Source organism: Hydrogenophaga sp. FW305-3-2-15-A-LB1, from assembly GCF_058787875.1.
Genome location: NZ_JBYTAE010000043.1, coordinates 1 through 19,289, shown reverse-complemented (window position 1 = coordinate 19,289; position 19,289 = coordinate 1). Strand labels below are relative to the sequence as shown.

Below are 19,289 nucleotides of genomic sequence, written 5' to 3'. Positions count from 1 at the left end.
GGCGGCCCTGCGGGTCTGTTCGGTACCGCGCTGTGCCCGGCCCGGGCGGCGCGTCAGCGCGGCGACCAGGCGCCCTGGGCCGCCGCGTCCCGCGCGAAGTCCGCGAAGTCGCGCGGTGCCCGGCCCAGGGCGCGCTGCACGCCGTCGGCCAGGTGGGCGTTGCGGCCGTCCAGCACGTCGTTGAACAGGTAGCGCAGCAGCTCCACCACCTCCGGCGGCTCGCCCTGCGCCGCCATCGCGTCGGTGAAGGCGTCCAGCGGGATCGGTGTGCAGCGCACCGGCCGGCCGATGGCGCGCGCGATTTCCTCGGCCGCCTGCGCGAACGTGAGCAGGCGCGGGCCGGTCAGCTCGTAGACCTGCCCCCCATGGCCGTCCTGCGTCAGCGCGGCCACGGCCACGTCGGCGATGTCGTCGGCGTCCACGAAGGGCTCGGCCACGTCGCCCACCGGCAGCGCCAGTTCACCGGCGAGCACGCCGTCGAGGAAACCGCCTTCGCTGAAGTTCTGGTTGAACCAGGTGGCGCGCACCACGGTCCAGTCGGCGCCCGAGGCCTGCACCGCCTGCTCGGCCCGTTCCGCGCCCTCTTCCCCGCGCCCGGACAGCAGCACCACCCGGCGCACGCCGCGCTGCACGGCCAGCCGCGCGAACGCGCCCACCGTGTCCGCCGCGCCGGGCACGGCGAGGTCGGGGAAGTACGAGAGGTAGACCGAGCCCGCGCCTTGCAGGGCCGGTGCCCAGGTGGCGGGGTCGTCCCAGCTGAACGGGGGCGTGGCGCTGCGCGAGCCCATGCGCCAGGGCCGGCCGAGCGCGCTCAGGCGCTGCGCGACGCGGCGGCCGGTCTTGCCGTGGCCGCCGAGCACCAGGGTGGGTGAGGGGGTGGTCATGTCGAATCTCCTTGGGATCGGTGCCGACGAATGTGCCGGCTTGCCAGGCGTCCAGTGTCCGCAGGCCACGTGGGATCAACAATGATTCAGAAGCGCTCTTTCATGACCATTCGTCCAGGTGCATTGGACGATGGCACCGCACCGGCCGATACTCCCCGGCATGAAAGCCAAAGACCTCTGGCCCGCCATCGACCCGCTCGGCGAGGCCCTGCATTTCCTGCGCATGAGCGGCAGCTTCTATTGCCGCTCCGAGGTCACGGCGCCGTGGTCGGTGGCCTTGCCCGCGCTCGACGACTGCCTGATGTTCCACGTCGTGACGGCCGGCGAATGCTGGATCGCGGTGCCCGGTGTGGCGCCCCGGCTGCTGCGCGCCGGCGAGTTCGCGCTGGTGCCGCACGGCCAGGGCCATGCCTTCTACAGCGGCCCCGACGTGCCCACCGTCGCGCTGTTCGACCTGCCGCGCCAGACCGTCAGCGAGCGCTATGAAGTTCTGCGCCACGGCGGCGGTGGTGCGCCCACCAGCATGGTCTGCGGCGTGGTGCGCTTCGATCACCCGGCGGCCGAGCGGCTCGTGAAGCTGCTGCCGAAACTGCTCTGCGTCGACAGCGCCAGCGCGGGGCAGCACGAGTGGATGCAGCACAGCCTGCGGCTGATGATGTCGGAGGCGCGAACGCTGCTGCCTGGGGGCGAGACCATCATCACGCGGCTGGCGGACATCCTGGTGATCCAGGCCATCCGCAACTGGATGGCGCAGGACCCGGCCGCGCAGACCGGCTGGATCGGCGCGCTGCAGGACAAGCAGATCGGCCGCGCGCTCGCGCTCATCCACCTCGACCCCGCCCGGCCCTGGACGGTGGCCTCGCTGGCCTCGGAGGTGGCGATGTCGCGCTCCGCGCTCTCGGCCCGCTTCACGGCGCGCGTGGGCGAGCCGGTCATGCAGTACCTCGCGCGCTGGCGCATGCATCTCGCGCTGGCGCAACTCAAGGAAGACGACGCGCCGCTGGCCGACCTGGCGAGCCGCCACGGCTACGAGTCCGAGGCCGCCTTCAGCCGCGCCTTCAAACGCTGGGTCGGCACCTCGCCGGGCGCGGCGCGACAGGCCTCACGCCGCGCGGCCCGGGCCTGAGGGGCCGCCGCCGCTCAGTCCCACACCGGCGCCAGGCCGTCGGGGTTCACCAGGCGCTCGCCCCGGTCCAGCGCGTCGATGCGCGCCAGCTCGCTGTCGCTCAGGCGCAGCGTGGGCGCGAGCAGGTTGCCTTGCAGGTTCTCGCGCTTCGTGGACGAAGGAATCACCGCGAAGCCGCGCTGCAGCGCCCAGGCCAGCACCACCTGGGCCGGTGTCCAGCCGCGCGAGCGCGCCAGCTCGGTGACCACGGCATCGCCCAGCACCTTGCCGTAGGCCAGCGTCATGTACGAGGTGAGGTGGATGCCCTGCTCGCGCGCGAAGGCCACGAGTTTCGGGCTTTGCAGGTAGGGGTGCAGCTCGATCTGGTTGGTGGCGATGGCCTTCGCGCCCACCACGTCGATCGCCTGGCGCAGCAGCGGGATGGTGAAGTTGGAGACGCCGATGTGCGCCGTCAGGCCCTGGGCCTGCGCGGCCTGCAACGCGTGCAGCGAATCCGCCAGCGGCACGGCGCCCGCGGGCGAGGGCCAGTGGATCAGCGTGAGGTCCACCTGGTCCAGGCGCAGCTTGCGCAGGCTCTCCTGCAGGCTGGGCACGAGCTTCTCGGCGGCCAGGTGCTCGGTCCAGACCTTGGTGGTGACGAACAGCTCGCGGCGCGGCACGCCGCTCTCGGCGATGGCCTGGCCGACCTCGGCCTCGTTGCCGTAGATCTGCGCGGTGTCGATGTGGCGGTAGCCGAGCTCCAGTGCCTGGCGCACGGCGTCGATGACGACCTGGCCCTGCAGGCGGAAAGTGCCGAGGCCGAAGGAAGGGATGGGGGTGTTCATGGTGTGTCTTTCAAAAAAAAGGGAGTCAGTGACCAGCGTACGCCGCTGTGCGTCCGCCGCTGCGGGCCGGTGCCGGGTCGCGCGCGTCGAGGCGGCCGCTCCACACGGTCAGGCCGAACGCGCCGAGCACCACCAGGGCGCCGATCCAGGGTGTGTGGCGCAGGCCGATGCCGTCCACGATCCAGCCACCGCCCCAGGCGCCGAGCGCGATGCCGAGGTTGAAGGCCGCGATGTTCAGGCCCGAGGCCACGTCGATGGCGCGCGGCGCGAAGCGCTCGGCCTGCTGCACCACATAGACCTGCAGGCCGGCCACGTTGCCGAAGGCCACGGCGCCCCAGGCCAGCACGGTCAGCACCATGAGCCAGGGGTTGGAAACGGTGAAGGTCAGCACCAGCAGCACCAGCGCGAGCAGCGAGAAGATGATCTTCAGCGCGGGGATGGGGCCCTTGCGGTCGGCCAGCCTGCCGCCCCAGAGGTTGCCCACCGCCACCGACAGGCCGTAGGCCAGCATCACGCCGCCGACCGCGCTGGCCTGGAAACCGGTGACCTGCTGCAGCATGGGCGCGAGGTAGGTGAAGGCCACGAAGGTGCCGCCGTAGCCCACGGCCGTCATCGCGTACACCAGCAGCAGGCGCGGCTGCCTGAGCACCGCCAGCTGTTGCAGCAGCGAGGCGGGCTGGCTGTGCGCGAGCTTGCGCGGCACGAACAGCAGGCTGCCGACGATGGCCACGATGCCCAGCGCGGCGACCGCGAGGAAGGTGGCGCGCCAGCCGAAGTGCTGGCCGATGAAGGTGCCCAGCGGCACGCCGGTGACCAGCGCCACGGTGAGGCCGCTGAACATGGTGGCGATCGCGCTGGCCGCCTTCTCCTTGGGCACCAGGCCGGTGGCGATGGTCGAACCGATGGAGAAGAACACACCGTGCGCCAGGCCGGTGAGCACGCGCGCGGCGATCAGCGTCTCGTAGCCCGGCGAGAGCCAGGCCAGCAGGTTGCCGACGGTGAAGAGCACCATCAGCGAGAGCAGCAGCGTCTTGCGCGGCAGCTTGCCGGTGAGCGCGGTGAGCACCGGCGCGCCCACGGCGACGCCCAGCGCGTACAGGCTGACCAGCAGGCCGGCCGAGGGCAGGCTCACGCCGAGGTCGGCCGCGATGGTGGGGATGAGGCCGACGATGACGAACTCGGTCGTCCCGATGGCGAAGGCGCTGATGGTCAGCGCGAGCAAGGCTAAAGGCATGAAACCACTCCGTAGGGCTGGAAAGGTTCGCAGTGTGGGCCGGTTCTTTCTTGAGAAAAAGCGGTTGCCTGGAACAACATTTGTGCCGAAAATTCAAGAATGAAGACCACCCTCGACGAACTGCTCGCCTTCAGGACCGTGGTGGACACGGGCTCCATCAGCGCCGCCGCCGAGCAGCTGGGCCAGACCAGCTCGGGCATCAGCCGCGCGCTCAGCCGGCTGGAGCAGAAGCTCAACACCACGCTGATGCGGCGCACCACGCGGCGCCTGGAGCTGAGCGAGGAAGGCCAGCTGTTCCTCGCGCGGGCGCGCGAGATCCTGCAGTCGGTCGAGGCCGCCGAGGACGAGCTGGCCTGCCGCCACCTCAAACCCGCCGGCAAGCTGCGCGTGAACGCGGCCTCGCCCTTCATCCTGCACGTGCTGGTGCCGCTGGTGAACGACTTCCTGGCCGAGTACCCCGACATCGAGCTGGAGCTGCACAGCGGCGACAGCATCATCGACCTGATCGAGCACCGCGCCGACGTGGCGGTGCGCATCGGCACGCTGCGCGACTCCACGCTGCACGCCAGGCCGCTCACCTCGTACCGCCTGCGCCTGTACGCCAGCCCGGCCTACCTGAAGAAGGCCGGCCGGCCGACCAAGGTGGAGGACCTGGCGCGCCACGCGCTGCTGGGCTTCACCCAGCCCGAGGTGCTCAACACCTGGCCGCTGCGCCACCCCGACGGCGACGGCCTGGCGATCACGCCCACCATCGCCGCCTCCAGCGGCGAGACGGTGCGCCAGCTCGCGCTCGCGGGCGCGGGCATCGCCTGCCTGTCCGACTTCATGACCGGGCCCGACCGCGCCCGCGGTGACCTGGTGCAGGTGCTGATGCGCGACACGCTGGAGCAACGCCAGCCGGTGCACGCGGTCTACTACCGCAACACCGAGCTGGCCTCGCGCATCCGCTGCTTCGTGGACTTCCTGGCGCTGCGCCTGGCCAGCGCCTGAACGCAGCCGGCAGAATCCACCGCATGCCGCCACCACCCTACAACGCCCCCCAGGACATGGAACGCCGCGACTGGATCGCCGGCCTGGAGAAGGGCCTGCACCTGATCGAGGCCTTCGACGCCGAACACTCGCGCCTGACCGCCAGCCAGGCCGCGCAGCGCTGCGGCATGACGCGCACCGCCACCCGCCGGTACTTGCTCACGCTGGTGCACACCGGCCACGTGACCACCGACGGCAAGCTGTTCTGGCTCACGCCGCGCGTGATGCGCCTGGGCCAGGCCTACCTGGAATCGGCACGCCTGCCGCGCGCCGTGCAGCCCTACCTGCAGCGCGTGACCGCCGGCACCGGCGAGGTCGCCTACAGCGCCGTGCTGGACCACGACGAGCTGGTCTACATCGCGCGCAGCGGCACGCAGCGCCACCTCAACACCGGCTACATGCTGGGCTCGCGCGTGCAGCCGCACCTGACGGCCGCCGGCATGGTGATCCTGGCCGCGCTCGGGCCGGGCTTCTGGGAACCCTGGCTCGCGGCGCAGACGCTGCGCCCCTTCACCTCGCACACCGTGCTGGACAAACAGCAGCTGCAGCAGAACCTGGTGCAGGCGCGCCAACAGGGCTGGGCGATTTCGGAGCAGCAGCTGGAGATGAACTACCGGGGCATCGCCGTGCCGCTGTGGGACCACAACGACGAGCTGCTGGGCGCGATGAGCGTGACCATGCCCATGAACAACGAGACCAGCGAACTCGCGGTCAAGCGCATCCTGCCGGTGCTGCAGGACACCGCGCGCAGCGCGCGGCCCCTGCTGTGAGCTCAAAGGCCCCGCCTTACTCCTTCGGCATCCTGGCCGCCAGCGCCTCCAGCATCGGCAGGCTGGCATCCAGCGAACGCTGCCACTCGGCGCCCGGCAGGTAGCTGATCACCGACGCATAGGACGACGCGGTCTTCAGGAATTCGGGATCTTTCAGGCTGCTCGCGATCGCCTGTTGCAGCCGCGCCTGGATGTCGGCCGGCACGGCCTTGGGCGCGGCGAACCCGCGGTCGGACGGCATCACCACGGCAATGCCCTGCTCCTTGGCAGTGGGCACGTCCTTGATCGCCGGCGCGCGCGTTTCCATGAACTGCGAGACGATGCGCAGCGGCACGGCCTCCTTCTCGGGCGCGGGCACCGCGGTGAGGCTGGTGAACATGAAGTCGGTGTGGCCGCCCAGCAGCGAGTTCTTCGACTGGCTGGAGCCGTTGAACGGAATGTCGTTGAGTTTCACGCCGGTGGCCAGTTGCAGCTGCAGCATCGCCAGGTGGCCGTTGGTGCCCACGCCGTTGTAGCCGAAGGTCAGCGAGTTGGGCTTGTCCTTGAGCGCGGCCACCACCTGCGTGAGCGAGGTGTAGGGGCTGTTGGCGCGCGCCACCAGGAAGGTGGGGTCGCTCACCACACGGGCCAGCAGCGAGAGCTGTTTCGGGTCGTACTGCGCCTTCTTGGTCAGCGGCACGAACAGCAGCGGCGGCACATTGACCACGCCGAGGGTGTAGCCATCGCCGGCGGCCCGCTGCACATAGGCGTTGGCGATCTCGCCCGAGGCGCCCACCTTGTTGATGACCACCAGGTTCGCCTTGCCGCCCAGGTGCTTCTGGATGAAGGGCGCCAGGCCGCGCGCCATGATGTCGGTCTCGCCGCCAGCGGCGAAGCCGACGACGATTTCAATGGGTTTGTCGTCGGGCCAGGCGGCGTGGGCAGTGGTCAGGGTCGAGGCCAGCATCGCCGCCAGCACGGCGGTGCGCTTGAAGGTGTTGAACATGGGAAGAATGTCTCCGTCGGTGTTGTGAGGAAAAGGAAAGGATCAGTCGAACAGGTCCGGGTCCGAGCGGCAGATGGCGTCGTAGATGGGCTGGAAATGCAGCCACGCGATGAAGGGCGTGCCCAGGTGCGTCGACGAGTGGGCCACCGCCTCGGCGCCGATGTGCTGCAGCGGATGGCCCGTGGCTTCGGCCTTGAGCTGGATTTCGCAGGCCCGCTCCGCCGCGATGAACCACCAGGCGGCTTCGTCCACGCTGTCGCGGCCGGCCGAGAACAGGCCATGGTTCTGGTGAATGGCGATCTTGTTCTCGCCGAACGCCGCGGCCACGCTCGCGCCGGCGCTGCGCTGCACCACCACGGCACCGGCCTCTTCGGCGATCAGCGCGTGATCGTTGTGGAAGCTGGCGGCCGTCTGCGTGATCGGGTCGAGCTTGCGGCCGAGCGCGGCCCAGGCCATGCCGTTCGTGGTGTGCGCATGGCACGAGGCCACGATGTGCGGGTTGGCCTCGTGGATCGCGGCGTGCAGCACGAAGCCGGCCCGGTTGACCGCCCAGCGGCCTTCCAGCACCTTGCCGTCGTGGTCGACCAGCAGCAGGTCGGACGTGCGCACACGGCCGAAGTCCATGGCGAAAGGATTCGTCCAGTACAGGTCCGTGTGCTCGGGGTCGCGCACCGTCACATGACCGGCAAAACCGTATTCGTAGCGGAACCGGGCGAACACGCGGCACACCGCCGCCAGGCGTTGCTTGCGGTGCAGGCGTTCCTCGGCGAAGGTCGCGAATTGCGGCGGCTGGGGGAAGTACAGGCCTTCCTGTTCGGGTTGGTAGACGGATCGGCCGGCCTGCGCCGGCGGGTGGGTGTTCATGGTGGGTCTCTGTCCAGGTCGGGTGTTCTGGCTGGGCAGTCTATGAAGGACCCGCCGTGGGCGCCAATCACCAATCGGGCCCAGGCCATAAGCCCGCTTTATGCCCGGGGGACCCCTGGGCTCAGTTCGGGGCCGCCGCCTTGCGCAGGTGGGGCAGAAACTTGTCCAGCAGGACCGACGAAGGCGCCGTCTTGTGCCGCAGCAGCAGCGTCCGCACTTCGAGCCGGGGCAACAAGGGCCGCGCCACCAGCCCTGGCAAAGGCAGCGAGGCCAGCAGTTGCGGCTCGACGAGCGCGATGCCCGCGCCGTGGTACGCCAGCGCGATGCCGGTGATCGACAACCCCACCTGCACGCGGATGTCCGGCGTGACGCCGGCCTGGCTGAAGGCGCGGTCCACATAGGGGCGCAGCACCGCCTGCGGCAGGTAGGTGATGAGGCCGTGAGGTGCCAGTTCCTCGATGTGGATCTCGGGCCTCGCCGCCAGCGGGTGATCGCTGCGCATGACGCAGGCCACGCTGTTGTGCACCAGCACCTCGGTCACGACTTCGGAGTGCAGCACCGGTTCGTAAGCCACGCCCAGCTCGGCCTCGCCGCTGGCCACGCGGTCCAGCACCAGAGGCGAAGCGAGGGACTGCAGCGTGACGCGCGCACCCGGGCTGTCGGCGATGAAGGCCGCCACGGCAGCGGCCCCGTACCCGTTGGCAATCGGCGAGGAGGCCGCGATCGACAGCGTGCCCAGCCGCCCGCCCGCCAGGTCCTGCGCGAGCCGCTCCATCGCGTCCATGCGGCCATAGATGCCCGCCACATCGGGCAGCAGCGCCCGCGCTTCGGGCGTGGGCAACAGCCGGCCACCGGCGCGCTCGAACAACTTCATGCCCATGCGGCTTTCCATGTGCTTGAGCGTCGCGCTCACGGCCGGCTGCGTCACGTTCAACATGCGCGCGGCGGCCGTGACCGTGCCGCCGCGCATGATGGCGTGGAAAACCTCGATGTGCCTCAGGCTGAACATGGGCCGACCGCTCAACCGGCCAGGGGCAGCGCGGTCTTGTAGCGCACCTGCTTGAGCGCGAAGCTCGAGCGGATCTTCTCCACCTGGGCGATCGGCGAGAGCTGCTCCAGGATGAAGCGCTCCAGCGCCGGCATGTCGGGCACGGCCACGCGCAACAGGTAGTCGGCGTCGCCCGTCATCAGGTAACACTCCATCACCTCGTCGCGGATGCCGATGCGCGCCTCGAATTCCTCCAGCGCCTCGCGGCTCTGCTGCTTGAGGCTGATGGAGATGAACACGTTGAGGTGCAGCCCGAGTTGCTTCGCGTCCAGCAGCGCCACGTACTGGCGGATCAGCCCACGCGCCTCCAGCGCCCGCACCCGCGCCAGGCAGGGCGATGGCGAGAGGTGCACGCGCCGCGCCAGCTCGACGTTGGACAGGCTGGCGTCGTTCTGAAGCTCTTCCAGAATCTTCAGATCGGTGGCATCGAAGTGGTTTGTGCCGTCTGTTTTCATGATCGAAGCATTTTATGCCCGCCGACCGCGTGGCCGTGCGTCCGATCGACACCAACTGCCAGCGGGGCGCGCCTACAGTGCCTGATCCAGGAGAACCCACCATGAACGACGTTTCGAAGCAGCTGCATTTCAGCGAGTCCCTCTCTACCGATCCGGACCCACAAGAGACCCTCGAATGGCGCGATGCCCTGCTCTCGCTGGCGGCCAGCCAGGGGCCGGCGCGCGCGCGGCAGATCCTCGACGAACTCGCGCGCCTGGCCCGCCAGCAGCGCATCGGCTGGCAGCCCGAGCTGAACACGCCGTATGTGAACACCATCGCGGTGGAAGACCAGCCCGCCTTCCCCGGCGACCTCGCGGTCGAGGAGCGCCTGGCCTCGCTGATGCGCTGGAACGCGCTGGCCATGGTGGTGCGCGCGAACCAGGCGTACGGCGAACTCGGGGGGCACATCGCGAGCTACGCGAGCGCGGCCGACCTGTTCGAGACCGGCTTCAACCACTTCTTCCATGCGCGCAGCGAACAACACGGCGGCGACCTGGTTTTCTTCCAGCCGCACAGCGCGCCCGGGGTGTACGCGCGCGCCTTCCTGGAAGGCCGGCTCAGCGAAGCCGACCTGCTGCACTACCGCCAGGAGATCACCGCACCGGCCAGCGGCGCGCGCGGCCTCTCGAGCTACCCGCACCCCTGGCTCATGCCCGACTTCTGGCAGTTCCCCACCGGCTCCATGGGCATCGGTCCGATCAGTTCGATCTACCACGCGCGCTTCATGCGCTACCTCACGCACCGAAACCTGCAGGACTGCGCGGGCCGCAAGGTGTGGGGCGTGTTCGGTGACGGCGAGATGGACGAGCCCGAGAGCATGAGCGCGCTCACCCTGGCCGCGCGCGAGAAGCTCGACAACCTGGTGTGGGTGGTCAACTGCAACCTGCAGCGCCTGGACGGCCCGGTGCGCGGCAACGGCCGCATCATCGACGAGCTGGAAAAACTCTTCGCCGGCGCAGGCTGGAACGTGATCAAGCTGGTGTGGGGCAGCGACTGGGACGGCCTGTTCGCGCGCGACGTCACCGGCGCGCTGGTGCGCGCCTTCGCCCACACGGTGGACGGCCAGATGCAGACCTTCGCCGCCAAGGACGGCCGCTTCAACCGCGACAACTTCTTCGGCCAGAACGAGGAACTGGCCCGCCTGGCGCAGGGCATGACGGACGAGCAGATCGACCGCCTGAAGCGCGGTGGCCACGACTTGGTGAAGATCCACGCCGCCTACGCGGCCGCCGCCGCGCACACCGGCCAGCCCACCGTGATCCTGGCGCAGACCAAGAAGGGCTACGGCATGGGCAGCGCAGGCCAGGGCAAGATGACCACGCACAGCCAGAAGAAGTTCGACGGCGCCGACCTGATCGAATTCCGCAACCGCTTCAACCTGCCGCTGAGCGACGAGCAAGCCACGGGCCTGGCCTTCTTCAAGCCCGCCGACGACAGCGCCGAGATGCGCTACCTGAGCGAGCACCGCGCCCGCCTGGGCGGTGCCATGCCCCGGCGCGAGACCGCCTGCGAGGTGGTGCCCGTGCCCGCGATCGACGCCTACGCCGCCTTCGCGCTCAAGGCCGACGGCAAGGAGATGAGCACCACCATGGCCTTCGTGCGCATGCTCGGCGGCCTGCTGAAAGACGGGCAACTCGGCCCGCGCATCGTGCCCATCGTGGCCGACGAGGCGCGCACCTTCGGCATGGCCAACCTGTTCAAGCAGGTCGGCATCTACAGCAGCGTGGGCCAGCGCTACGCGCCCGAAGACATCGGCTCGGTGCTGAGCTACCGCGAGGCGCTGGACGGGCAGATCCTGGAAGAGGGCATCAGCGAGGCCGGCGCCATCGCGAGCTGGACGGCGGCGGCCACCAGCTACAGCGTGCACGGCCTGGCGATGCTGCCCTTCTACATCTACTACTCCATGTTCGGCTTCCAGCGCGTGGGCGACGCGATCTGGGCCGCGGCCGACCAGCGCTCGCGCGGCTTCCTGCTGGGCGCCACCTCGGGGCGCACCACGCTGGGCGGCGAAGGCCTGCAGCACCAGGACGGCAGCAGCCACCTCGTGGCCGCCACCATCCCCAACTGCAAGGCCTACGACCCGGCCTTCGCGGGCGAACTCGCCGTCATCCTGGACGCGGGCATGCGCGAGATGCTGGTGGAGCAGCAGGACGTGTTCTATTACGTCACGCTGATGAACGAGAACTACGCCCAGCCCGACCTGCCCGAGGGCGCGGCCGACGGTGTGCTCCAGGGCGGCTACCGCTTCGGCCGTTTCGGGCCCGACAACGCGGCGCAGCAGGTGACCCTGCTGGGCTCGGGCGCGATCTTCACCGAGGTGCTCAAGGCCGCCGCGCAACTGGCCGAACAAGGCATCGGCGTGCACGTGTTCAGCATCACCAGCTGGAGCGAACTCGCGCGCGACGGCGTGGCGCGTGGCGAGCGCTCGCACCTCACGCAACTGCTGGCCGACAGCGCGGGCCCGGTGATCGCCGCGACCGACTACGTGCGCACCGTGCCCGAGAGCGTGCGCGCCTTCGTGCCTGAAGGCCGGGCTTTCCACACACTGGGCACCGACGGCTTCGGCCGCAGCGACACGCGCGCCGCGCTGCGCGCCTTCTTCCAGGTCGACGCGGAGCACATCTCGCGGCAGGCGACGGCGGCGCTGCTCAGGCCGGCGCGCTGAGCGCGGGGGCCGGCACGGGCGTCAACGCCCGGCCGGTCTCGAAGAATCCGATCAGGTTGTCCGCCGCCAAGTGGGCCATGCGCAGGCGGGTCGCGCGGCTCGCGCTGGCCATGTGCGGCGTGAGCACCACGTTGGGCAGCGAGAGCAGCCCCGGGTGCACCGCCGGCTCGTGCTCGAACACGTCCAGCCCGGCCGCCGCGATGCGGCCGCTGCGCAGGGCCTCGACCAGCGCGGCCTCGTCCACCACGCCGCCGCGCGCGATGTTCACCAGCGTGGCGCCCGGCTTCATGCGCGCGAGCGCCCGGGCATCGATGAGGTGGTGCGTGGCGGCGCTGTGGGCCAGCGCCAGCACCAGGTGGTCGGCCTCACTCAGCAGCTCGTCCATGCCGACGAAGCAGGCCGGCAGCGCGGCCTCGTCGGCCGCGCTCAGGCGCGTGCGGCTGTGGTAGATCACGCGCATGCCGAAGCCGTGCGCGCCCCGGCGCGCCACGCCCTGCCCGATGCGCCCCATGCCCAGGACGCCGAGCGTGCTGCCGTGGATGTCCTGCCCGGCCATGAAGTCGACGGACCACTTCGTCCATTGACCCTCGCGCACGCAGCGCTCCCCCTCGCCCAGGCGCCGCGCGGTCGCCATCAGCAGCGCGAAGCCGAAATCGGCCGTGGTCTCGGTCAACACGCCCGGCGTGTGCGTGGCCACGACGCCGCGCGCCGACATCGCGGCCAGGTCCAGGTTGCCGAAGCCCACCGCGAGGTTGGCGCAGATGCGCAGCGACGGGCAACGCGCCAGCAAGGCCTCGTCGATCACATCGCCCGCCGTGGACAGCAGCGCCTGCTTGTCCCCGAGCCGACCGGCCAGCTGCGTGGCGTCCAGCACGGTGTCGGCCTGGTTGCTGTCCACCTCGAAACAGGCCTCCAGGCGCTGGATCACTTCGGGAAAAACGGCGCGTGCGATCAGCAGGCGGGGTTTGGGCAAGGATGGGTTCATGGTGCGGCCCAGTATCCCGAGCACCCGGTCTTTCGGTCCATGCGTTCAGCGGATCGGCGTCATGCCGGCGCGGGCATGGAATGCAAAGGGCCCTGTTCCCATACTCGGCGGCCAGTGCCCATTCTTCAGCCACCCATGCCCGCCACCCCCACCGAGACCACCGCCCCGTTCATGTTGCTTCAGGGGCGCGTCGAATCGCGGCGCGTGCTGCGGCCCGCGCCCGATGGACCGCGCATGGAGATCAGCTTCAGCGCCGCGCTCGCGTCCGTCCGCCTGGGCCCGGGCAGCGCGGCCTGCAGCTTCATCGGCCACCTCGGCCCCGACGGCCACTACCAGTGGCAAGGGCGCGGCGCGCTCTTCCTGGGCGCGGGCACCGTCAGCACGCGCAGCCGGGGCCAGGGCCAACGGCGGGGCAACACCATCGTCTACCAGGGCGCCATGGTCTTCCGGTCGCACACGAGCGCGCTGCAATGGATCGACGGCCTGCAGGCGTCCTTCGAATACGTGCAGGACCTGGCGAGCCTGGACGTCACCGTGCGCTGCGAGGAAGCCAGCGCCGCAGAGACCGCCCACCCCTCCACCCCACAGAAAGGACCTTCCCCATGCTGATGCATCAGTTGATCACCGACGGCGCGATGCGCCACCCCGACAAGACCGCCTTCGTCTGGGTGGATCGGCAGGCCCGCCTGTCGTACGCCGAGACCGTCGCGCAGATGGAGCGCATGGCCGGCGCGCTCGCGCACCTGGGCGTGCGCCAAGGTGACCGCGTCACGGTGTTCGCGCACAACGGCATGGACTACCTGCTGGCCATGCTGGGCGCGTGGCGCATCGGGGCGATCGCGGCGCTGGTCAACGTCAAGTTCAAGGACGACCTCGCCTACTACCTGGCCGACCACCGCCCGCGCGTGCTCATCTACACGCACGACATGCGCGACGCCGTGCTCGCGGCAGTGGCCCAGGTGCCGGGCATCGACCACCTGGTGTGCATGGACGGCGCGCAGCCGGGCGCCCACGCTTTGCCCGAGCTGATGGCCCAGGCCTTCGCGGCGCCGCCCGACCCCGAGGACGAGGGCGCCATCGCCCACCTGTCCTACACCTCGGGCACCACCGGCAAACCCAAGGGCGCCTGCTTGAGCCACGAACCCACGGTGCGCGCCAGCCGCTGCATCGCCGAGCGCCTGCGCGTGCGGGCGGACGACGTCTCGTTCGGCCCGACCGCGCTGTCCAGCTCCTACCAGCTGGTGGGCAACCTGCTGCCCGCGCTCTCGCGCGGCGCGACCGTGCACGTCATGCGCTTCTGGACCCAGACCGCCGGCTGGGACGCGCTCGAACAGGCGCAGGCCAGCATCCTGGTGGGCAACCCCACGCTGCTGGAAGAGCTGCGCACCGAAAGCGCCCTGCGCGGCCGCGCGCCCGGCCGCCTGCGCATGGGCCTCTCGGGCGGCGGGCCGGTGCCGCCGACCCTCAAGCGCGCCTGGCGCGACGAACTGCGCCTGCCGCTGGTGGAGAGCTTCGGCCAGAGTGAGCTCGGCGGCTTCATGGCGCTGGGCTACCCCGAACTCGAACCGGAAGACAGCAAGCTGATGCGCGTGGGCCCCGCCCTGCCCGACAAGGAAGTCTGGATGATGGGCCCCGATGGCCAGCGCCTGCCGCCCGGCCAGCTGGGCGAGATCGTGCTGCGGGGCGGCTTCATGTGGGGCTACTGGGGCAAGCCCGGCAAGACGGAGGAGGTGACGGCCCAGGGCCTGCTGCGCACCGGCGACATCGGCCTGATCGACCACGATGGCCACGTCACCATGCGCGGGCGGCGTTCCGAGCTGCTGCACGTCAACGGCGTGAGCTGGTTCCCGCGCGATGTCGAGGAAGCCCTCTGCCGCCAGCCCGGTGTGCGCCAGGCGGCGCTGATCGGCCTGCCGGCCGATGGCGGTGGCGTGCGGCCGCGCGCTTTCATCACCTGCCACGCCGGCACCACGCCCAACCCGGCCGCGCTCAAAAAGGCGGTGCAGGCCGAGGTGAGCTACGACCTGTCGCCGATGGAGGTGGTGAGCCTTGATGAACTGCCCATGACGCCCACCGGCAAGATCGCCAAGGGCGATCTGCTCACGCTGGCCATGGCGGCAGCCTGATCGACCGCGCCCCCCGGCGCTTCAGCCGGCGGGCGCGTCGAGCTCGCGAAAATCGGGCAGGCCGGCGTCGAGCAGACGACCCCGGTGCAACACGCGGCGCTGAGGCCGGCCACACACCTCGAAGCTGTTGCGCCCCGCCAGCAGCACCAGATCGGCCGGTGCACCCACGCGCAGCCGGCCATCCCAGGCCAGGCCCATGGCGGCGGCGGGCGTGGTGGTGATGCTGTGCACCCACTGCACGAGCGGGTCGTCCAGGTGGGCCGCGAGCGCGCCGAGCGCCAGCACCTGCAGCGGGTCGAAATCGGCCATCGGCACGAAGGCGTCCTGCACGTTGTCGGAGGCCAGGCTCACGGCCACCCCATGTCCCCTCGCCTCCTGCAGCGGTGCGATGCCGCGCAGGCGCGGCGTGCGGCCGGGCACATCGCCGTCCTGCAATTGCAGGTTGGCCAGGGGCAGGCCGATCAGCCCCACGCCGGCCTCGGCCAGCGCGCGCAGCACGGCGCTGCCTTCGTCGGCCGGCGCCACCGAGAGGGCGCAGGCATGGCCCACCGTCACCCGGCCCTGCCTGCCATGGCGCGCGGTCAGGCGGGCGATGCCGCGCAGGCCCTCGATGTCGTTCTGCAGATGCTCGTCCGCGTGGAAGTCCAGGTCCAGGTCGTGCGCCACCGCGAGCGCGAACACCCGCTCCAGCAGACCGCGCTGGCCCGGCACGGGGTGCACCGACGCGCCCAGCACGCCGCCCTGATCGGCCAGCACGGCGGCCACGGTGTCACCCAGTGCGGCATCGGCGAACAGGGCCAGCGGCGTCAGGGACACCAGTTGCAGTTCGATGCGGTCCGCCCACTCGCGGCGCAGGTCCTGGCCCACGGTCCAGGCCGGCGGCGTGGCGGCCCCCACCCAGTCGATGTGCGTGCGCACCGCGCGCGTGCCCTGCGCGAGAGCGCTGCGCAGCGAGAAACCCATGCGGCGCCGGATGTCCTCGGCCGTCCACCGCTCGCGGTCTTCGCCGGAGGCCGCCACCGCAGCGCGCAGCGTGTGGTGGTGGCGGCCGATGCGGCTCGCCGTGTGGCTCTTGTCCAGGTGCGTGTGCAGGTCCACCCAGCGCGAGCTCACGATGCCCTCGGCCAGGTCCAGCACCGGCAGGCCGTCGTCGACCCGGGCTGGCGCCAGCGCATCGATGAATCCGTTGCGCAGGCGCAGGTGGACCGTGCGCAGGCCCGGCGCGGCGAGCGCGAAGGCATCGCGCACCGCCGCGTCGAGCAGGGCTTCGGGCACGCGGGCACGCGCCAGCCAGCGGTCGCTCACCACGCCGTGGCGCTGTCCAGCGAGGCCAGGGGCACGCGGTCCACGTCTTCGAGCACCTGGGCGAACTGGCCGCCCACGAAGTCCAGCGTGGCGCGCCCCTTCTCGGCCGTGGCCAGCATCGCATTGCCGCAGGCGCCCTGCGGGTTCAGGTCCTGCGTCTGCCAGGCCACGCGGGCCTTGCCCTCCACATAGGACAGGTATCGCGAGCCACCACTGAGGGCGCGGTCGGTGCTGGCGAAGTCCTTGGCCCGGTCCATGCGCACGAACTCGGGGTGAATCTGCAGCAGGATGGAACTCTCCAGTTCACCCGCGTGAATGCCGTGGCGCATCTCGTCGTCGCCGATCAGCCCATCGGGCAGACCCAGCTGGTACCAGTTCACGCACACCACCAGCATGTCGAAGCGCTCGCGCAGGTCGCGGGCCACGATGTCCATGATGGACTCCTGCCCGCCGTGGCTGTTGAACAGCACCAGCTTGCGCACGCCGGCGGCGGCCACGCAGGCGCCGATCTCGCTCCACAGGGTGATCAGCGTCTGCGCGGACAGGGTCAGCGTGCCCGGGTAGCGCGAGTGCTCGTTGCTCTTGCCGATGGGCTGCGTGGGCAGGAACAGCACCGGCAGCTCCGCGCCCAGGTGCGGCAGCGTGGCCGCCACCATGGCGTTGACGGTGGCGGTGTCCACCGACATCGGCAGGTGCGGGCCGTGCTGCTCGATCGCGCCCACGGGCAGCACGGCGATCACGCTGGCCCGGTCCAGGCGCGAGAAGGCCTCGCTGGTCAGGTCGGCCCAGAAGCGGGAGGGCACGGTGGCGGCGAAGGTGTCGGCCATGGCAGCGCCCTTCACGCCGAGGCGGTTTCGACACGGATGCCGAAACGCGCCAGGTTGCGCGGCGTGCGCACTTCCTTCTCGCCACGCGCCTCCATCATCTTCAGCAGGCGCCGGCGCATCGCCAGGCCCGGCCGGTCGGTGTACATGTGGGCCTCCTCGGCGTTGGCGGGTGCCAGCGGCACGTCCGGGTCCAGCCCTTCGAGGATCAGGATGTCCTCGTTGGTGATGCGGCGGTCCATCTCGATGCAGTCGGCCGCGCTGACTTCGGCCTCCGTGTCGTTGCGGTAGATCCACTGGCACAGCATGGAGCGCTCGTCGTCGATGGGCGTGGCCGAGGTCACCAGCGAATGGATCAGGCCGTTGGGGTAGTTGATCTGCGACTTGCGCATGAAGGGCATGTACCACTTGCTGACCATGTGCCGCACCGACTCCAGCCCACTGTCGCGCACCACGCGCTGGATGTGTTCGTCGGCGTTGAGCACCGGCACATCGCCACGCAGCACCAGACCGTGCTCGGTTTCCTCGATCTCGGTCTTGCGCGGCTTGGCGTCCACCAGGTTGCCGAAGGTGCCCTTGTGCACGAAGCTCGTGTGCGAGAAGTCGAAGAAGTTTTCCATCAGGCGCAGGCCGGTGGCGCGGCAGGGTTCGTAGAACTCGTGGATCAGGCGGAAGCCCGGCGCGCCGTCTTCTTCCAGCACCGGAATGGTGTTGATCGGATCGGGCTCCAGGCAGACCCACACGTAGCCGTAGCGCACGTCCGTCAGGTGGCTCTTCACCTTGTAGGGGATCTTCTGGGCCTCGGGGCTCTGCGGCATGGACACGCATTGCCCCGTGCAGTCGTAGGCCCAGCCGTGGTAGCCGCAGACGATGCGGTCGTCCTCCAGCCAACCCATCGAGAGCTTGGCGGTGCGGTGGCAGCAGCGGTCTTCCATCGAGGCGTAGCGCCCTTCGCCGACTTTCCAGAGCACGATGTCTTCGCCCAGCAGCCGGAAGGCCTTGGGGTGGCCGGCGTCCAGCAGGTGCGTGGGCATGACGGGGTACCAGAAGTGGCGGAACATGGGTTGTTGGGTGATCAGCATGGGCGTGTCTCTTTCGGTTATTGGGGATACAGCTGCTTGACGAATTGCAGGTCGTAGGCCTTGCGCGGGTCGAGTCCGGGGGGCAGCGCCTTGGCGGCCACCATCTCCTGGTAGAAGGCCGTCCAGCGGGCATCGCTCATGGCGCCGATCCTGCCGCCCGCGGCGTCGCCCGACTCGACCAGGCCGTACTGCTTCATCTGCGCCATGGCGTAGGCGATCTGTTCGTCGGTCATCTGCGGGTTGTTCGCCTTGATCAGGCGCGAGGCCGGCGCGGGGTCCTTGAAAAAGGCGCGCCAGCCTTCCACCGTGGCTTTGACGAAGTCGCCCACGAGCTTGGGGTTCTCCTTGATGAGCCGCTGGGTGGTGTCGATCGTGTAGTTGTAGCTGGACCACCCGTAGTCGGCCAGCAGCAGGCAGTCCATGGCGAGGTTCTGGCGCTTGAACTGGAAGCCGTCGTTGGTGATGAAACCTTGCTGCACCATCTTGGGGTCCTGCAGCAGGGCTGCGTAGCTGGTGTCGAACGGCCGCAGCTGGCTGTCGTCGAAGCCGTGCCGGACCTTCAGCCAGGGCCAGAAGCTGCCGCGCGCGAGCTGGGCCACGCGGATCGGCGCGCCTTTCATGTTCTCCAGCTTGGCGTACGCCCCCTGGTGATGCACCAGGCACTGTGGGTCGCGCTGGAACACGGCGGCCACCGACACCAGGGGAATGTCCTCGCGCACCGCGTTGAGGGCGCGCATGCTCCAGCCGTTGACGAAGTCCATGCGGCCCGAAACCATCAGCTGCATGTTGTTGCCCTGCGGGCCGACCTGCGTCACCTTCACGTTCAGGCCGTGTTTTTCGTAGATGCCTTCGGCCAGCGCCGCGTAGTAGCCACCGTGTTCGGCGGAGGCGTAGAAGCTCAGCGCCACATTCACGTCGCGCGGGGCCTGCGCCTGGGCGGGGAGTGCCACGGCGGTCAGCGACACGAGACAGGCGGCCAGGGCGCCGCGCGCCGAACCAAGAACCGATCGGACATTCATGGGGAGAACTCCTTGTGGGGGGGG

Annotated in this window: 18 protein-coding genes; 6 read left to right on the top strand and 12 right to left on the bottom strand. The window is 70.1% G+C overall.

What is annotated here, in order from left to right; genetic code table 11:
- Window positions 1-53 precede the first annotated feature (53 nt).
- Window positions 54-884 carry a Rossmann-fold NAD(P)-binding domain-containing protein gene (locus AC3WPZ_RS14590; protein ID WP_382322056.1) on the bottom strand — a complete coding sequence of 277 codons (831 nt, stop codon included), beginning with the start codon at window positions 882-884 and terminating at the stop codon, window positions 54-56.
- Window positions 885-1,044: 160 nt separating this feature from the next.
- Here AC3WPZ_RS14590 and AC3WPZ_RS14585 point away from each other — a divergent pair, with 160 nt between their 5' ends.
- Window positions 1,045-2,010, top strand: coding sequence for an AraC family transcriptional regulator (locus AC3WPZ_RS14585; RefSeq protein WP_444687521.1), 966 nt, complete (start codon window positions 1,045-1,047; stop codon window positions 2,008-2,010).
- 14 nt (window positions 2,011-2,024) lie between these two features.
- On the opposite strand, the gene dkgB is transcribed toward AC3WPZ_RS14585, so the two are convergent.
- Both dkgB and AC3WPZ_RS14575 read right to left on the bottom strand, forming a co-directional pair.
- On the bottom strand, window positions 2,025-2,834 hold the full coding sequence (dkgB, locus tag AC3WPZ_RS14580) for a 2,5-didehydrogluconate reductase DkgB (RefSeq protein WP_382322058.1): 810 nt from the start codon (window positions 2,832-2,834) through the stop codon (window positions 2,025-2,027).
- A 25-nt stretch (window positions 2,835-2,859) separates the two neighbouring features.
- Window positions 2,860-4,068, bottom strand: coding sequence for an MFS transporter (locus tag AC3WPZ_RS14575; protein ID WP_382322059.1), 1,209 nt, complete (start codon window positions 4,066-4,068; stop codon window positions 2,860-2,862).
- 99 nt (window positions 4,069-4,167) lie between these two features.
- On the opposite strand from AC3WPZ_RS14575, the gene AC3WPZ_RS14570 reads away from it, so the two are divergent.
- Both AC3WPZ_RS14570 and AC3WPZ_RS14565 read left to right on the top strand, forming a co-directional pair.
- On the top strand, window positions 4,168-5,058 hold the full coding sequence (locus tag AC3WPZ_RS14570) for a LysR substrate-binding domain-containing protein (RefSeq protein ID WP_382153902.1): 891 nt from the start codon (window positions 4,168-4,170) through the stop codon (window positions 5,056-5,058).
- 23 nt (window positions 5,059-5,081) lie between these two features.
- Window positions 5,082-5,867: an IclR family transcriptional regulator domain-containing protein gene (locus tag AC3WPZ_RS14565; RefSeq protein WP_382322060.1), complete on the top strand. Its 786-nt coding sequence runs from the start codon at window positions 5,082-5,084 to the stop codon at window positions 5,865-5,867.
- 16 nt (window positions 5,868-5,883) lie between these two features.
- Here AC3WPZ_RS14565 and AC3WPZ_RS14560 read toward each other — a convergent pair whose 3' ends face one another.
- The 4 genes from AC3WPZ_RS14560 to AC3WPZ_RS14545 form a co-directional block, all read right to left on the bottom strand.
- Entirely contained in the window at window positions 5,884-6,852 is a 969-nt protein-coding gene (locus AC3WPZ_RS14560; RefSeq protein ID WP_492435445.1) for a tripartite tricarboxylate transporter substrate binding protein, read from the bottom strand.
- A 42-nt stretch (window positions 6,853-6,894) separates the two neighbouring features.
- Window positions 6,895-7,716 carry a class II aldolase/adducin family protein gene (locus AC3WPZ_RS14555; RefSeq protein WP_382322062.1) on the bottom strand — a complete coding sequence of 274 codons (822 nt, stop codon included), beginning with the start codon at window positions 7,714-7,716 and terminating at the stop codon, window positions 6,895-6,897.
- A gap of 121 nt (window positions 7,717-7,837) precedes the next feature.
- On the bottom strand, window positions 7,838-8,725 hold the full coding sequence (locus tag AC3WPZ_RS14550; protein ID WP_492435447.1) for a LysR family transcriptional regulator: 888 nt from the start codon (window positions 8,723-8,725) through the stop codon (window positions 7,838-7,840).
- Between the two features lie 11 nt (window positions 8,726-8,736).
- Window positions 8,737-9,219, bottom strand: a complete 483-nt coding sequence (locus AC3WPZ_RS14545; protein WP_382322064.1) for an Lrp/AsnC family transcriptional regulator — start codon at window positions 9,217-9,219, stop codon at window positions 8,737-8,739.
- A gap of 101 nt (window positions 9,220-9,320) precedes the next feature.
- Between AC3WPZ_RS14545 and mdeB the strand changes: the two genes are divergently transcribed.
- On the top strand, window positions 9,321-11,924 hold the full coding sequence (gene mdeB / locus AC3WPZ_RS14540) for an alpha-ketoglutarate dehydrogenase (RefSeq protein WP_492440241.1): 2,604 nt from the start codon (window positions 9,321-9,323) through the stop codon (window positions 11,922-11,924).
- Here the strand turns inward: mdeB and AC3WPZ_RS14535 are convergent.
- Window positions 11,908-12,897 (bottom strand): 2-hydroxyacid dehydrogenase, encoded by a 990-nt coding sequence (locus AC3WPZ_RS14535; protein ID WP_382325747.1) that lies wholly within the window; start codon window positions 12,895-12,897, stop codon window positions 11,908-11,910. The two genes, mdeB and AC3WPZ_RS14535, sit on opposite strands and share 17 nt — an antisense overlap.
- A gap of 147 nt (window positions 12,898-13,044) precedes the next feature.
- Here AC3WPZ_RS14535 and AC3WPZ_RS14530 point away from each other — a divergent pair, with 147 nt between their 5' ends.
- Both AC3WPZ_RS14530 and AC3WPZ_RS14525 read left to right on the top strand, forming a co-directional pair.
- Complete coding sequence (locus AC3WPZ_RS14530) at window positions 13,045-13,518, top strand: hypothetical protein (protein ID WP_492440239.1); 474 nt, start codon at window positions 13,045-13,047, stop codon at window positions 13,516-13,518.
- On the top strand, window positions 13,512-15,035 hold the full coding sequence (locus tag AC3WPZ_RS14525) for a class I adenylate-forming enzyme family protein (protein ID WP_492440237.1): 1,524 nt from the start codon (window positions 13,512-13,514) through the stop codon (window positions 15,033-15,035). The genes AC3WPZ_RS14530 and AC3WPZ_RS14525 overlap by 7 nt, the downstream gene beginning before the upstream one ends.
- 21 nt (window positions 15,036-15,056) lie before the next feature.
- Here the strand turns inward: AC3WPZ_RS14525 and AC3WPZ_RS14520 are convergent, their stop codons facing one another.
- Genes AC3WPZ_RS14520 through AC3WPZ_RS14505 form a run of 4 tightly spaced genes read right to left on the bottom strand, consistent with a single transcriptional unit; the run spans window position 15,057 to window position 19,265 of the window.
- Entirely contained in the window at window positions 15,057-16,340 is a 1,284-nt protein-coding gene (locus AC3WPZ_RS14520) for an amidohydrolase family protein (protein WP_492440235.1), read from the bottom strand.
- A complete protein-coding gene (locus tag AC3WPZ_RS14515) occupies window positions 16,337-17,167 on the bottom strand; it encodes a creatininase family protein (RefSeq protein ID WP_492440233.1) in 831 nt (276 codons plus the stop codon). The genes AC3WPZ_RS14520 and AC3WPZ_RS14515 overlap by 4 nt, the downstream gene beginning before the upstream one ends.
- Before the next feature lie 11 nt (window positions 17,168-17,178).
- Window positions 17,179-18,246 carry an aromatic ring-hydroxylating dioxygenase subunit alpha gene (locus AC3WPZ_RS14510; RefSeq protein WP_382322072.1) on the bottom strand — a complete coding sequence of 356 codons (1,068 nt, stop codon included), beginning with the start codon at window positions 18,244-18,246 and terminating at the stop codon, window positions 17,179-17,181.
- A gap of 17 nt (window positions 18,247-18,263) precedes the next feature.
- Complete coding sequence (locus tag AC3WPZ_RS14505) at window positions 18,264-19,265, bottom strand: ABC transporter substrate-binding protein (protein ID WP_492440231.1); 1,002 nt, start codon at window positions 19,263-19,265, stop codon at window positions 18,264-18,266.
- Window positions 19,266-19,289: the final 24 nt, after the last annotated feature.